Annotated in this window: 15 protein-coding genes; 7 read left to right on the top strand and 8 right to left on the bottom strand. The window is 64.7% G+C overall.

Annotated elements, in window-relative coordinates; translation table 11 throughout:
- Nucleotides 1–220 precede the first annotated feature (220 nt).
- A complete protein-coding gene (locus JQ587_RS10660) occupies nt 221–2,128 on the top strand; it encodes an acyl-CoA synthetase (RefSeq protein ID WP_212425258.1) in 1,908 nt (635 codons plus the stop codon).
- A 114-nt stretch (nt 2,129–2,242) separates the two neighbouring features.
- Here JQ587_RS10660 and JQ587_RS10655 read toward each other — a convergent pair whose 3' ends face one another.
- On the bottom strand, nt 2,243–3,415 hold the full coding sequence (locus tag JQ587_RS10655; RefSeq protein ID WP_212303032.1) for a M20 aminoacylase family protein: 1,173 nt from the start codon (nt 3,413–3,415) through the stop codon (nt 2,243–2,245).
- Between the two features lie 527 nt (nt 3,416–3,942).
- Between JQ587_RS10655 and JQ587_RS10650 the strand changes: the two genes are divergently transcribed.
- The gene (locus JQ587_RS10650; RefSeq protein ID WP_212425257.1) at nt 3,943–4,530 is read left to right on the top strand and encodes a TetR/AcrR family transcriptional regulator; all 588 of its coding nucleotides are present in this window, start codon (nt 3,943–3,945) and stop codon (nt 4,528–4,530) included.
- 30 nt (nt 4,531–4,560) lie between these two features.
- Here the strand turns inward: JQ587_RS10650 and JQ587_RS10645 are convergent, their stop codons facing one another.
- The 3 genes from JQ587_RS10645 to JQ587_RS10635 form a co-directional block, all read right to left on the bottom strand.
- Nucleotides 4,561–4,866: a hypothetical protein gene (locus JQ587_RS10645; RefSeq protein WP_212303034.1), complete on the bottom strand. Its 306-nt coding sequence runs from the start codon at nt 4,864–4,866 to the stop codon at nt 4,561–4,563.
- Nucleotides 4,867–4,975: 109 nt separating this feature from the next.
- The gene (locus JQ587_RS10640; protein WP_212303035.1) at nt 4,976–5,629 is read right to left on the bottom strand and encodes a response regulator; all 654 of its coding nucleotides are present in this window, start codon (nt 5,627–5,629) and stop codon (nt 4,976–4,978) included.
- Between the two features lie 7 nt (nt 5,630–5,636).
- Entirely contained in the window at nt 5,637–7,007 is a 1,371-nt protein-coding gene (locus JQ587_RS10635; RefSeq protein WP_212425256.1) for a sensor histidine kinase, read from the bottom strand.
- Nucleotides 7,008–7,204: 197 nt separating this feature from the next.
- Between JQ587_RS10635 and JQ587_RS10630 the strand changes: the two genes are divergently transcribed.
- The 5 genes from JQ587_RS10630 (at nt 7,205) to JQ587_RS10610 (ending at nt 11,554) form a co-directional block, all read left to right on the top strand.
- The gene (locus JQ587_RS10630; RefSeq protein WP_212303037.1) at nt 7,205–7,975 is read left to right on the top strand and encodes a MotA/TolQ/ExbB proton channel family protein; all 771 of its coding nucleotides are present in this window, start codon (nt 7,205–7,207) and stop codon (nt 7,973–7,975) included.
- A complete protein-coding gene (locus tag JQ587_RS10625) occupies nt 7,972–8,658 on the top strand; it encodes a DUF2135 domain-containing protein (RefSeq protein WP_212303038.1) in 687 nt (228 codons plus the stop codon). Before JQ587_RS10630 ends, JQ587_RS10625 begins: the two co-directional genes overlap by 4 nt.
- On the top strand, nt 8,651–9,256 hold the full coding sequence (locus JQ587_RS10620) for a hypothetical protein (RefSeq protein ID WP_212303039.1): 606 nt from the start codon (nt 8,651–8,653) through the stop codon (nt 9,254–9,256). The genes JQ587_RS10625 and JQ587_RS10620 overlap by 8 nt, the downstream gene beginning before the upstream one ends.
- Before the next feature lie 117 nt (nt 9,257–9,373).
- Complete coding sequence (locus JQ587_RS10615; RefSeq protein WP_212303040.1) at nt 9,374–10,114, top strand: metallophosphoesterase family protein; 741 nt, start codon at nt 9,374–9,376, stop codon at nt 10,112–10,114.
- Nucleotides 10,115–11,554 (top strand): serine/threonine protein kinase, encoded by a 1,440-nt coding sequence (locus JQ587_RS10610; protein WP_212425255.1) that lies wholly within the window; start codon nt 10,115–10,117, stop codon nt 11,552–11,554.
- Nucleotides 11,555–11,674: 120 nt separating this feature from the next.
- On the opposite strand, the gene JQ587_RS10605 is transcribed toward JQ587_RS10610, so the two are convergent.
- The 4 genes from JQ587_RS10605 to rpe all read right to left on the bottom strand — a co-directional run bounded on the left by JQ587_RS10605 (nt 11,675) and on the right by rpe (nt 13,071).
- A complete protein-coding gene (locus JQ587_RS10605) occupies nt 11,675–11,866 on the bottom strand; it encodes a hypothetical protein (protein WP_212425254.1) in 192 nt (63 codons plus the stop codon).
- A 25-nt stretch (nt 11,867–11,891) separates the two neighbouring features.
- Nucleotides 11,892–12,071: a hypothetical protein gene (locus JQ587_RS10600; RefSeq protein WP_212303043.1), complete on the bottom strand. Its 180-nt coding sequence runs from the start codon at nt 12,069–12,071 to the stop codon at nt 11,892–11,894.
- A gap of 4 nt (nt 12,072–12,075) precedes the next feature.
- A complete protein-coding gene (locus JQ587_RS36885) occupies nt 12,076–12,210 on the bottom strand; it encodes a hypothetical protein (RefSeq protein WP_283815610.1) in 135 nt (44 codons plus the stop codon).
- Between the two features lie 159 nt (nt 12,211–12,369).
- Nucleotides 12,370–13,071 carry a ribulose-phosphate 3-epimerase gene (gene rpe, locus JQ587_RS10595; RefSeq protein WP_212425253.1) on the bottom strand — a complete coding sequence of 234 codons (702 nt, stop codon included), beginning with the start codon at nt 13,069–13,071 and terminating at the stop codon, nt 12,370–12,372.
- Between the last annotated feature and the right edge of the window lie 174 nt (nt 13,072–13,245).

The following is a 13,245-nucleotide window of genomic DNA, read 5'->3' as shown; positions in this document are numbered from 1 at the left end:
CTGGCAGATGAGTCCTGTGCCAGTTCTTGGTCCCCCGATCGGGCATAGAGGTTCAAAGGCCGTTCTGGCGAGGTGGATCGTCGCAGCCCGTAGGCAATAGACGAACGCCCAATCATCCATCATTGTATTCCCGTTCGACCGGCCATCGGTCGAGGCCCCGCCGAACCAAATGTCAAAAGACAGGCGGCGAGGGACTGCATCTGAGGGAGGACGGTATTCCATGGCGGGCATCCACACGCTCGATCGGCTCATCGGCAATGACTATCCGGAGCTTTTGACGGACGAGGAGGTCCGGGCCTTCGAGCGGGTCCCTTATGCCGATCGGGTCGCGGCCGACAGCACCTATGATGCGATCAGGCTCGGTGCCGCACGCAATCCCGATGGGGCAGCGATCCAGTTTCTGCAAAACGCCGACCCGGGCGACACGCCGCTCGTGGTCACCTACCGCGACTTCATTGCGCGCGTCACGCAGGCCGCCAACATGTTTCACGCGCTCGGTGCAGAGAAGGGCGACGTCATCTCCTTCATGCTGCCGCTGCTGCCCGATGCCTTCGTGACGCTGTTCGGCGCCGAGGCCGCAGGCATCGCCAATCCCGTCAACCCGTTGCTCGAGCCGCACCAGATCGCGGAGATTCTGGAAGCGGCGAATACGAAGATCCTGGTGGCGCTCGGGCCCATGCCGGGCACCGACATCTGGCAGAAAGTCGAGCAGATCCGCCCGCAGCTCGAGCATCTCAAGGCGATCGTACAGGTGGCTGGCGGCGGCGATCCCGCCAACGGAATTTTCGCGTTCAACGACCTGATCAAGCAGCAGCCGGCCGACCGGCTTATCAGCGGGCGCAAGATCTTGGGCAGCGACATCGCCGCCTATTTTCACACCGGCGGCACCACGGGGACGCCGAAGCTGGTGCGGCATACCCACGCCAATCAGGTCTATCAGGCCTGGGCGCTCAACCTGCTTTTGAAGTCGAAGCCCGGCGCCAACTTGCTGTTCGGCATGCCGCTGTTTCACGTCGGGGGATCACTGACGCAAGTGCTGCTGACGCTGTCGAGCGGTGGCTCTCTCGTCGTGCTGTCGCCGAGCGGCTGGCGCAATCCGAACGCGGTGAAGAACATCTGGGGGCTGGTCGAACGCTTCAAGCCGGAAGCGCTGTCGAGCGTGCCGACGGTGCTGGCTGCAACGCTCGCGGTGCCGCCCGGGAATGCCGATATCTCCAGCCTGAAATACGCAGCCGGTGGCGGCTCGGCGATCCCGGTTGCCGTGGGCTCTACGATCCAGGAGAAGCTGAAACTTCCCGTGGTCGAGGTCTATGGCATGACGGAGACTTCGAGCGTGCACACGCTCGCCTATCCGTCACGACCGATCCGGCTGGGCTCGGTTGGGCTCCCCATGCCCTATGCGCGTGTCCGCATCGTGCAGCTGGATGCCGATGGCCGCCTGATCCGCGACTGCAAGCCGGACGAGATCGGCGTCGTCATCATGGCCGGCCCCGGTGTGTTCGGTGGCTATCTCAACGACGCCCACAACAAGGGCGCCTTCGTCGACGAGGTCTGGGTCAATTCCGGCGATCTCGGCCGGCTCGATGCCGACGGCTATCTCTGGATCACCGGTCGCGCCAAGGATCTCGTGATCCGCGGCGGCCACAACATCGATCCGGCGCCGATCGAGGAAATCATGTTCCGCCATCCCGCCGTCGGTTTCGCCGCGGTGGTCGGCCAGCCCGACGCTTATGCCGGCGAGCTGCCTGTGGGCTATGTGCAGCTGAAGCCCGGCGCATCCGTCGAGCCGGGTGAGATCGAGGCGTGGGTGCGCGAGCGCACGCCGGAGCGCGCCGCCGTTCCGGTGCAGGTCATTCCGATCGATCCGATGCCGGTGACCGGCGTCGGCAAGGTGTTCAAGCCGCAGCTGCGTTGGGACGCGGCGCAACGCGTGTTCACGAAAGTTCTGGCGCCGCTCATCGCGCGTGGCATCGATTGCAGGGTGAAGGTTGGTGCACATGGCAGCCACGGCTCGATCGCGATCGTGACACTCGCGGGGCTGCCCCCGGACCAGCGCGAGGTCGTCACCAGCGAGGTGCACAAATTGCTCGCGCCGTTCGTGATGCGGCACGAGGTGGTGCAGGCGTAGTGGCGCGCTGCTAAGATCAAGGGTGGGCAAACGCGCAAGGCGCCGTGCCCACCTTGCCAATTGAGATCGTCATGGTGGGCACGCTTACGCTTTGCCCACCCTGCGAGATCGAGGCTACCCCGCCGGCATTGCCGTCTCGATCAGGCGCACCCAGAACGAGGCGCCGTGGCCGAGGATGTTGTCGTTGAAGACGTAGGCCGGATGGTGGCATGCCGGGCTGTCGCCCATGCCGACCAGGATCATTGCGCCGGGGCGTTCTTCCAGCATGAACGAGAAATCCTCAGCGCCCATCATCGGGATGATTTTGTCGTTGACGCGGTCGGCACCGACGATGTCACGGGCGACGTCGGCAGCAACGCCGGCTTCGCGCGCATGATTCAGGGTTACCGGATACATCCGCGAGTATTTCGTCTCCGCCGAGCCGCCATAGGCACGGGCGACGCTCTCGGCGACCTCGCCAATCCGGCGCTCGACGAGATCGCGCACATCAGGATCGAGTGTGCGCACGGTGCCGCTGAGCTCGGCGGTCTCGGGGATGATGTTGAAGGCGGTACCGGCGTGGAACTGCGTGATCGAGATCACCGCCGACTGCAGCGGGTTGACGTTGCGCGCGACGATCGATTGCAGTGCATTGACGATCTGCGAGCCGATCAGGACGCTGTCGATCGCCTGGTGCGGGGTGGCGCCGGCATGGCCGCCCTTGCCGCGGACGGTGATCTGGATGTTGTCGGAGGAGGCGAGCAGCGGACCCGCCGTGGTCGCGAAATGGCCCTCGGCCAGGCCGGGCATGTTGTGCATGCCGTAGACCTGGTCGACGTTCCAGCGCGTCATCAGCCCGTCCTCGACCATGGCCTTGCCGCCGCCGCCACCCTCTTCCGCGGGCTGGAAGATCAGGATCGCGGTACCGTCGAAATTGCGCGTCTCGGCGAGGTACTTTGCGGCACCCAGCAGCATCGCGGTGTGGCCGTCATGGCCGCAGGCGTGCATCTTGCCGGGAATCTTCGATGCGTAGGGTACATCGGCGGTTTCCATGATCGGCAGCGCGTCCATGTCGGCGCGCAGGCCGATCGTCTTGCCGGACGCCGACTTGCGGCCACGGATCACGCCGACGACGCCGGTGCGGCCGATGCCCGTCACCACCTCGTCGCAGCCGAACTCGCGAAGCTTGTCGGCGACGATGCCTGCCGTGCGGTGGACCTCGTAGAGCAGCTCGGGGTTCTCGTGGAAGTCATGGCGCCAGGCGGCCATTTCGTCGGAGAGGGCGGCGATTCGGTTGACGATGGGCATGGAGGGGGTCCGTTTCTTTTTTGAAGGGCGAGTCAGCACAAGCGTAGCCCGCCGCGAGGCCGGGGTGAAAGGCGGGTCCCTCTCAAAAATTAACTGTCAATCACGGATCATTGACTGACAGATATTGAAATCTGTCAGCGAGGCGTGTATATCCGTTTCCGGACGCTCCGATTGGGCGTCCCGTGGTCATCCTTCCCGGGGACCCAAGGTCCAAAATGTCTGCGGATCGAGGGGCGTAGTTTGGGGGTGGGGACCGCGGACGAATGGAGACTTAAGAGAATGACGACCGAAATCATCAACTTCACCGGGACGATTGGGCATTGGCTCAATTTACTGGTTGCGCGCCAGATCGCGGCGCAGGCTGCAAAGCTGCCTCATTAAGAATTGAGCATGGTCTGGTCGGAAAACCGCTACACACTTTTCCGGGCCATGCTCTAGGCGAGAGCTTTCCGAACCGACCGGCATGGGCGCTTCGGTAAGCATCCATCGCCGGGTAACTGGACCCTGAACGGGAACATGGTGCTGGCATGAACGAAGCCGTTGTCTTGACGCCGGAGCGGATCCTCGAAGTCACCGAGGACGTCTTGCGGCGCTACGGACTAGCCAAGGCCACGGTGGTTGACGTTGCGCGTGCGCTCGATGTGAGCCACGGCAGCGTCTATCGCCATTTCCCGAGCAAGGCCTCGCTGCGCGAGGCCGTCGCCAAACGCTGGCTCGACCGCATCGACGCACCACTCCTGGCGATTGCCAAGGAGGAGGGCCCTGCGCCCGACAGGCTCGACCGCTGGCTGCGCACGCTGTTCGCCGCGAAGCGTTCGCGCGTGCTCGACGACCCCGAGATGTTCGAGACCTATTTGACGCTGGCGCGCGAAGCGTGCGCGGCGGTCAAGTGTCACAAAGACACCATGATCGACCAGATTGCGGCGATCCTGCTTGACGGCGTGAAGCAGGATGTATTCGTTGTGGCCGACGTCAAGACGACGGCACGCGCGCTGTTCGATGCGACCTGCCGTTTCCATCATCCGGCCCATGCCGACGAATGGAAAGATGCCGAGCTGCCGGCGCGCGTCGATGCGACGCTCGCTCTGTTGCTGCGCGGGTTGAAGGCCGGATAGGCAAACCCTCAGCTGTTCAAAGCGCGCTGATCAATCACTTGTCTTGTGAAGAAGGCTGCCATTGTGAGCCGGCGGCGCAGACCCTGAGCGTCGCCGCGCGTGGAAGGCGGGAGCAGACGAGGGCACGACCGGCGGACTATCCGGATATGCATTGACCGCAATTTCGACGTCGTCCTTCGACCGCCTGCGAAGGCGATGGAATGTCAGCTCCTGATCGAGCATCGGGCAGCGGAAGTGGACGACGGCAGTGTCCGGCAGGCGGCAGAGCTCGTCGATGAGATCGCCGACCGTGATGATCGCGGGATGGGCGTCGGCCTTGTGATGACTCTTACTCATGACCTACTCCTCCACTCTGCCGATAACCGCAATGGAATAGTCTACGTTCCATTTCGCTCGGCAGATTGAGAAATTTCATGTCATTCGAGGTAATCCGGCAGTTCTGCTGCTAGATCCGCGTCAGCCCGCAAGCCGCGGCCAGCCGCACCAGTTGCGCGTCCGTGCGCGCGCCGGTCTTGGTCTTGATGAGGTAGTGATAGTTCTGCACCGTTTTCATACTGAGATTGAGATGCGTCGCGATCTGCTCGGTGGTGGCGCCGCCGGCGAACTGCCGCAAAATCTCGATCTCACGCTCGCCCAATTGATCCAGTGCCGAGCCGGTCGGCGACAGGCTGTCCTCGGCCAAGATATGCGCGATGTCGTCGCTCATGGCGCGCTCGCCGCGCGCGACGCCGCGGATGGCATTGACGACGGCGGAGGGCGCGCTGCTCTTGGTGACGAAGCCGGAGGCGCCGGCGCTGAAGGCGGCTTTCACCAGCACGGCCTCGTTATGCATCGTGAAAACGAGGACGCGCGCCCGCGGACTGCGTGCGCGGATGTTGCGGATCGCCTCGAGCCCGCTGGCGCCGGGCATGGAGATGTCCATCACGACGACGTCGGGATCGTGCGTCTTGAAGGCGCCGTAGGCATCCGCGGCATTGTCGGCCTCGGCCACGACATGCAGATCGCCCTGGCTTTCCAGCACGCGACGGTAGCCCTGACGGACGATCGGGTGGTCGTCCACCAGCAGCACGGAGATTCCTGTTGCTGCGACGTCGGTCATCCCGGCCTCACGCGGCGAGCGGAATGGTGGCGGCGACGCTGAGGCCGCCGCGCGCGGGCAGGATCGACAATGACCCGCCGGCCGCCGTGACGCGCTCGCGGATGCCGGTAAGGCCGAAGCCGGCCGATTGCGCGACACGTTCCGCATCGCCACCGCCGTCGTCCTCGACACGGATCAGGAGCGCATCGTTGTCACCGGCGCGCCGCTCGATCCGCAAGGAGATCTCGCGCGCGGAACCGTGGCGGAGTGCGTTGGTCAGGCATTCCTGGGCGACGCGATAGGCGGTGGTGGCAGCAGATCCCCGCACATCGGTGAGGTCGCCCCTGAGGTCGAGCTGGATCATCGGCTGGGTTGCGCTCTGCGAGCGCCAGCTGTCGACGAGGTTGACGAGGCTGGCTTCGAGCCCGAGCTCCTCGGGCAGGGGATTGCGCAGCCGCTTCAGCGCATCGCGCAGCGAGGCCATCAGATGATGGGTGGCCTGCGAGATCATGCGTGCATCCTGCGCGATGCCGTTGTCCTTGCTCTGCTTCGCGCTCGCCGTCTCGATCGTGTTGGCGAAGGCGAGGATGGCGGAGAGATTTTGGCCGAACTCGTCGTGCAGCTCGCGGGCGAGCGCGCGCCGTTCGTCGTCGCGAATCTCGATCAGCCGCCGCGTCAGCGCCGCGCGCTGTTCGGTGGCCTCTTCCAGCCGGCCGCCGAGCTCGCCGACGGCATTGCCGATCATCGCCAGCTCCATGGAGCGGAAGCGCGGCAGCTTGGTGCGATACTGGCCGCGCGCCATGCGCTGCAGGGCAAGCACGATGGCGCGCGCCGGCGCCAGCGCGTGCGCGATCGCAAGTGAGGCCAGCAGTGCGATTGCCGCCGCCATGAGCAGCGCAACGTCGATTACATTGAGAATGTACTCCCAGGCGAGCGAGATTGAGGCTGCTTGATCCGGCGTCGCGACCACCGTTCCGGCGGCGGCGGCGCGGGGACTGACGGGCCGCATCGCCTCGGCGTGGCTGCCGAGGAAGGTCGGCACGATCGACGCGAACCAGCGCGGCGGCGTCCTTCCGATCCCCTGGCTCTGGCCGCACAGCGGCTTCTCGAATGCGGCAGCCGGTTGGAACTCGACGCAGACGCCGGGGGAGATCAGCTTCATCGTCTCCAGAGTCCGCCACTCCGGAACCGGCAAAAGCTGCTCGCGCGTTCTGTTGCTGCGCAGCAAGAGCTCATGCCAGTACAGGCCCTGGAGCGCCTGCGCGACCCGCTGAGCGGATGCCGCCGTCGCCCGGTCGACGCTACGATAGGCGTCGAACGTGGCCCATATGGTCGCTGCTGCCAGGCAGAGCGCAACGATGAGCAGCAGACGGGCGACAAGCTGAAGCACGAGGCGCATGCGATCACCCCAAAGTTTGGTAAGCTCAGCCTAACAACGCCGCCGCGCCTTGCCAATTGCGGGGTAGGGCCGGATGGCAGCTCGGGCAAATTTCCCAAGCCGGATTGGGCATGGGTCTTTGGACTTGGCGCGGCGGCTTTGATCTAATCGCGTGGAATCGTTGCAGGCCAATCCCTGCAGGTCAGGAGCAGCGCAGCATGAGTTCGATGACGATTGGACCGATCGCGAGCAGCGCGACCGACCCATCCGAGCGCAGCGCGCTCCTGTTCTGGATGATCTTCACCGGGCTGTCGATCTTCGCCATCGTGTTGTTATGGCGGTTCGGCCTGATCCATTTGATGCTGACTTCGGATCGGACCTACATTTCGAGCGTCATCGCGGTGCTCTATCTCGTCACCTGCGGCCATTGCTTCCTGCGGACACGAGCGATTGCCCGTGAAGGGGCGGCGGCGCGGCGCTGCCGCGCGGTGCTGGCGGCGCCCGACGGCAGCAAGGTGCTGGATGCAAGCGCGCCTGCGCTGCCGCGTGGGCTGGTGCGCGATCATATCGAGAGCCTTGTGACGAAGGCCGCGGCGCAGGGTTACCGCCCCGTCGACCAGACGCTGCTGCTGCGGACGCTCGCCGACCGCCTGCGCGGCTCCAACGGGTTCGGTGCCTTCGTTTCCGATACGCTGATGAAGCTCGGGCTGCTCGGCACCATCATCGGCTTTATCATCATGCTGGCGCCGATCGCGGGGCTGGACGCCGCAGACAAGGTCGCGATGCGCTCCTCGATGGGGCTGATGAGCGACGGCATGGCGGTTGCCATGTACACGACGCTGGCCGGTCTCGTGGGCTCCATCCTGGTCCGCATCCAGTATTACATGCTGGATTCCGCGACCCAGCGCGTGTTCTCGGATGCCGTGGTCCTGACCGAGACCTATGTGACGCCGGTTCTGGAGCGCAAAGGCGCTGGAACGCCGTCATGATGGATGATTTCGGTCTCTATCCGCGCGAGGAGCCGTTCGATCCGCTGGGCGTGATGCTATTCAAGGCGCTCCAGGTGGTCGCCTTCCTGTTCTTCCTGGCGCTGCTCGCGATCTCGCCGGATGCCAAGGACGGAAAGATCGACTCCAAGGCCGAGTTCATGATTACGTTGGACTGGCCGGACAATCATCCCGATGATCTCGACCTGTTCGTGCAGGATCCCGCCGGCAACATCGCCTGGTATCGCCATCGCGAGGCCGGCTTCCTCACGCTCGATCGCGACGACAGGGGCGGGGCCAATGACTTCATCATGGTCGCCGGCAAGAAGATCGCTTCGCCCATTCGCGAGGAGATCGTGACGGTGCGTGGCATCGTCGCCGGCGAATACACCGTCAACGTCTCGCATTTCGTGGCCACGACCGGCGAGCCCGTCACGGCCAATGTGAAGGTGCAGAAGCTGAACCCGACCGCGCAGGTGGTGTTCGACAACAAGTTCACGCTCGATCACACCGGTGACGAGAAGACTGCGGTGCGGTTCCGGCTCGATGCCGAGGGCAAGGTCATCGACGTGAGCCAACGGCCAAAATCGCTGCTGGAGACTTTTCGCAGCAGCTGGCGCAATGGGGCCGATCTCGACCCGAGGACCGGCGTGAGCAAAAACGCAACGAGGGTGCGCCGTGACTAGTCTGCAAACGGTCATCCTCACGCTGTCGGTCGCCTATGCCGTGATCGGCGCGCTGCTGCTGGTCGTGCTGGTCTATGCGCGGCTGCACTGGTCGCTGAAGGCGATCGCGGTGGTCGTGACCAGCGCGTTCTACGTCGTCAGCTTCGGCGAGATGCGCGGGCTTCTGGGCTGGGCCAGCATGGACAGGCTGCCGACCACCTTCAAGCTGCTCAAGGCGCGGATCGTCGAGCCGCATTCCCTCGAGGGCGATCCCGGCTCGATCTATCTCTGGGTCGAGGAACTCGACGAGGATCATCGTCCGAGCGGCATTCCGCGCGCCTTCCGCGTGCCCTACAACGACACCCTGGCCGACAAGACCCATGCGGCGGAGAACGAGATCGCGCTGGGACACCCGCAAGGCGGCCGCGCCGCGGATTTCGGCGGCGGCGACGGCAGCCTGATCGACATGGTCCGCGAATATGTGACGCCCAAGACCATCATGGAGACCAGCGGCGGCGATTCCTCGACCGGCGAATTCATCGCTCCGCCGGCCGGCGCGCAAGGCGCTGTGTTCACCCCGCTGCCGCCGCCCCGGATGCCCCCGAAAGACGAGCAATAGGCTCTTCACCATTGCGGGAGCACGGCGCTGGTAAACCGCGCCGCGCTGGCGCATCTTGTTGACCTCCCTCAAATTGGCTTTATCGGCTTCCAATAAGAATTTGAGGGTGGAGGGTGCGTGCTTCTCGCTGTCTTCTCGGATATCCACGGCAACCGGCAGGCGTTCGAGGCGTGCCTGAAAGTGGCCCGCGCCAAGGGCGCGGAGCGGTTCATCCTGCTCGGCGATTTCGTCGGCTATGGCGCCGACCCGGAATGGGTCGTGGAGACCGCCATGGATCTGGTCGCCCATGGCGCCGTGGCCGTGCGCGGCAACCATGACGAAGCCGTCAACACGACGACCGAGAGCATGAATAACGAGGCCCAGATCGCGATCGAATGGACCCGCGGACGGCTCGACGCGGCACAGCGGCGGTTCCTGGCCGAGCTGCCGATGCTGGTGGAGGACAGCGATCGTCTGTTCGTGCACGCGGAGGCATCGAGTCCCAAGCGCTGGCACTATGTGCGCTCGACCGCGGATGCCGCCAAGAGCCTGATCGCGACGCCGTCCCACGTCACCTTCTGCGGCCACATCCACCGGCCCGCGCTCTATTCGATGTCCGTCACGGCAAAGATGACGAGCTTCGTGCCCAAGACCGACGTCCCGGTGCAGCTCCTGCGCGGGCGGCAGTGGCTTGCCGTGCTCGGCTCGGTCGGCCAGCCCCGTGATGGCGATCCGTCTGCATCCTTCGTGCTGTTCGATACGATCTCGTGCCAGATCACCTATTGCCGCGTGCCCTATGACATCGCGAGCGCGGCGAACAAGATCCGCGAGAACGGCCTGCCGCCCTGGCTGGCCGACCGATTGTCGCAGGGACGCTAGATGCCCAAGTCCCTGGTCAAATCCGGCGCCGTGATCGACGGCTACACGATCGGCGAATGCGTCCATGCCGGCGGCATGGCGACGCTGTGGACCGTCACCCATCCCGGCATCGAGGTGCCGCTGCTGATGAAGGTCCCGCGGGCCTCGGAAGGCGAGGATCCTGCGGCGATCGTCTCGTTCGAGATGGAGATGATGATCCTGCCGCGGCTCGCCGGTCCGCACGTGCCGCACTGCTACGGTACCGGCGATTTCGCGCACCAGGCCTACGCCGTGATCGAGCGCATTCCGGGCACGACGCTTTACAAGCGGCTGCCCGACCTGCCGCTGCCCTACGAGGAGGCGCAGCTGCTGGTTGCGAAGATCGCGGCCGCGCTCGCCGATCTGCACCGGCAGAACGTGATCCATCATGACATCAAGCCGAGCAGCGTCATGTTCCGCGAGAGCGGCGAGGCGGTGCTGATCGATTACGGCCTTTCGCATCACGATCATCTGCCTGATTTGCTGCAGGAGGAATTTCGCCTGCCTTATGGCACCGCGCCCTATATGGCGCCGGAGCGCCTTCTGGGTGTGCGCGACGACCCGCGCAGCGATCTTTTCTCGCTCGGTGTCCTGCTCTATTTCTTCACCACGGGCGAGCGTCCCTTCGGTGAGGGCGAGACGCTGCGCGCGATGCGGCGGAGGTTGTGGCGCGATCCGTATCCGCCGCGAAGCCTGCGCGCCGACTATCCGCCCTGGCTCCAGGAGGTGGTGCTGCGGTGCCTGGAGATCGAGCCGGTCTGGCGCTATCCGACCGCGGCGCAACTCGCCTTCGATCTGGCCCACCCGAACCAGGTCAAGCTGACCGCGCGTTCGGAGCGGATGAAGCGCGATCCCCTCAGCGTCGCATGGCGCCGCCGCTTCAACCAGGACGTCAAGCCTTCGCGGGCCAAGTCGGATGTTGCCGAGCAGATCGCTTCGAGCCCGATCCTGGCGGTCGCGCTCGACACGGTGGAAGGCGCAGCCGAGCTGAACGAGGCGCTGCGCGTGACGACGGAGCGCATCCTGGCGACGCTGCCGTCTGCCCGGCTTGCCTGTGTCAACGTGCTGAAGCTCAACCGCATCGCGATCGACCGGACGCTGGACGAGCAAGGCTCCAACAAGCACATCGATCGCCTCGTCGCGCTCCGGCACTGGGCGACGCCCTTGAAGCTGGACGAGAGCCGGCTGTCGGTTCATGTGCTGGAGGCCGTCGATCCCGCCGCTGCGCTGCTGGAATTCGCCGAGGTCAACCAGGTCGACCATGTCATCATCGGCGCACGGCAGAACTCGTTCAGGCGTACGCTGCTCGGCAGCGTCTCCGCCAAAGTGGCCGCGGAGGCAGCCTGTACCGTCACCGTGGTGCGGCCGCCGCGAATGGCTGCGGATGCAGTTGAAGCGGATGCCGGCGAGGCGGCGGGCTAGAGCGTTTTCGAGCGAAGTGGAAACCGGTTCGCGTCAAGAAAATGCGTCAAGACTAGGATCTAGAGCCCCGTTGCGATTCTATCGGAACGGGGCTCTAGGCGCCGGGTATCGAGAGGCGGATCAAGCTGCGTGAGCGGTGTAGCTCGCGCGCCTGCGGCGGATCGGCCAATTGAACCGGGGACCGGGTTCGCCGTGCTCGGCATGGCCGCCGAAATACTGGATGATCTCGCGGCAGGGTTCGCAGGCGAAGAGGTTACGCGACGCGGCTGCCTTGGCCATTTCCTTGAGGCAGTTGGGGCAGTGCGGTTTCATGGTTTCAATCCGGAAAAAGGGAGTCTCAATGGCGGCGTTGCAACGCGAACGAATGATCGAGGTCTGAATGATCGGGGCCCGCATCGTCGTCGCGCGCCCCATCGGCGCGCTCGAGGCGGCCGAAGAAATAATCGAGACTCGGATGCGGGCGACGCGGAATGCGGCAGCGGCGCTTCGGCAGACGTTTGACCAGGGCGATCTGCATGGCGTCAGGTCCGGTCGCGGCGGATGACGCGGCTGGAACGCGCCGGGACTTTCTTCGGTTCGGCCGATGGGCCAAACACAACGAACGCACTGAAACCGATCCACAACGCCACGCCAGTCCAAATCAGGGTCGTTGTCATGATGTGCTCCCGTCACAAGCAGGCAGGAGCTAGTAGCGATGATTTGCGCGAATCAGTGAAGTCCGGATGAGTACGGATCGTGGTTGCAATTTTAAGCATTGCGCGCGGCGGCCTCCGTAAAAGCCGCAGGTTTTCGGCTCTTGGGGAGCCTTGCGCAGCTCAGATCGCTTCGCCGCGAGCGCCTGCGGCAGCGTTGCGGATCGCTGCAATATTGTTCTTGTAGGCTTCCAGCGTGCCGCCCTTGAACACGGAGGTGCCGGCAACGAAGGCGTTGGCGCCGGCAGCTGCGAGCGCGCCCGCGACATCGGGGCCGACGCCACCATCGACCTCGATGTCGATCGGCCGTCCGGCCGTCATCGCGCGAATGTCGCGGACCTTGCCGATCGCGGAGTGAATGAAAGCCTGGCCGCCGAAGCCCGGATTGACCGACATCACCAGCACGAGATCGACCAGGTCGAGCACGTATTCGAGCACGCTGATCGGCGTGCCTGGATTGAGGGAGACGCCGGCCTTCTTGCCGAGCGCGCGGATCGCCTGCAGCGAGCGGTGCAGATGGGGGCCGGCCTCGGCATGCACGGTGATGTGGTCGCAGCCGGCCTTGGCGAAGGCTTCGAGATAGGGGTCGCAGGGCGAGATCATCAGGTGCGCGTCGAACACCTTCTTGGTGTGCGGGCGCATCGCCTTGATGACGTCAGGGCCGTAGGAGATGTTGGGGACGAAGTGCCCGTCCATGACGTCGAGATGAATCCAGTCGGCCCCGGCGGTATCAACCGCACGAACCTCTTCGCCGAGCTTCGAGAAATCGGAGGCCAGGATCGAGGGCGCGATGGCCAGGGGGCGGGGGGCGAAGGCTTGTGTCATGGCGCTGTTTCCCGTGGCGGCATAGGGCCGAAAGGCCTCGCCTAACATGGGCCTCTCAGCCGGGCAATGCAGGGAGGGTGAGCTTCCTGTGGGCGGAAAAATCTGCCGTCAGCGGCATGAATTGCCGATGTTCCCGAGCCCTGCAAAGCACGGTCGGGCCGGATTTCATTGAGC

This window comes from Bradyrhizobium manausense, assembly GCF_018130615.1.
Classification (GTDB): domain Bacteria; phylum Pseudomonadota; class Alphaproteobacteria; order Rhizobiales; family Xanthobacteraceae; genus Bradyrhizobium; species Bradyrhizobium manausense_A.
The sequence above is the reverse complement of the archived record's forward strand: the minus strand, read 5'-3'. Positions and strand labels throughout refer to the sequence as shown.

Excerpts from the sequence above, each read along its gene's own strand:
- JQ587_RS10660 (WP_212425258.1), top strand. The coding sequence starts at position 221 with ATGGCGGGCATCCACACGCTCGATCGGCTCATCGGCAATGACTATCCG.
- JQ587_RS10655 (WP_212303032.1), bottom strand. The coding sequence starts at position 3,415 with ATGCCCATCGTCAACCGAATCGCCGCCCTCTCCGACGAAATGGCCGCC.
- JQ587_RS10650 (WP_212425257.1), top strand. The coding sequence starts at position 3,943 with ATGAACGAAGCCGTTGTCTTGACGCCGGAGCGGATCCTCGAAGTCACC.
- JQ587_RS10645 (WP_212303034.1), bottom strand. The coding sequence starts at position 4,866 with ATGAGTAAGAGTCATCACAAGGCCGACGCCCATCCCGCGATCATCACG.
- JQ587_RS10640 (WP_212303035.1), bottom strand. The coding sequence starts at position 5,629 with ATGACCGACGTCGCAGCAACAGGAATCTCCGTGCTGCTGGTGGACGAC.
- JQ587_RS10635 (WP_212425256.1), bottom strand. The coding sequence starts at position 7,007 with ATGCGCCTCGTGCTTCAGCTTGTCGCCCGTCTGCTGCTCATCGTTGCG.
- JQ587_RS10630 (WP_212303037.1), top strand. The coding sequence starts at position 7,205 with ATGAGTTCGATGACGATTGGACCGATCGCGAGCAGCGCGACCGACCCA.
- JQ587_RS10625 (WP_212303038.1), top strand. The coding sequence starts at position 7,972 with ATGATGGATGATTTCGGTCTCTATCCGCGCGAGGAGCCGTTCGATCCG.
- JQ587_RS10610 (WP_212425255.1), top strand. The coding sequence starts at position 10,115 with ATGCCCAAGTCCCTGGTCAAATCCGGCGCCGTGATCGACGGCTACACG.
- JQ587_RS10605 (WP_212425254.1), bottom strand. The coding sequence starts at position 11,866 with ATGAAACCGCACTGCCCCAACTGCCTCAAGGAAATGGCCAAGGCAGCC.
- JQ587_RS10600 (WP_212303043.1), bottom strand. The coding sequence starts at position 12,071 with ATGCAGATCGCCCTGGTCAAACGTCTGCCGAAGCGCCGCTGCCGCATT.
- JQ587_RS36885 (WP_283815610.1), bottom strand. The coding sequence starts at position 12,210 with ATGACAACGACCCTGATTTGGACTGGCGTGGCGTTGTGGATCGGTTTC.
- rpe (WP_212425253.1), bottom strand. The coding sequence starts at position 13,071 with ATGACACAAGCCTTCGCCCCCCGCCCCCTGGCCATCGCGCCCTCGATC.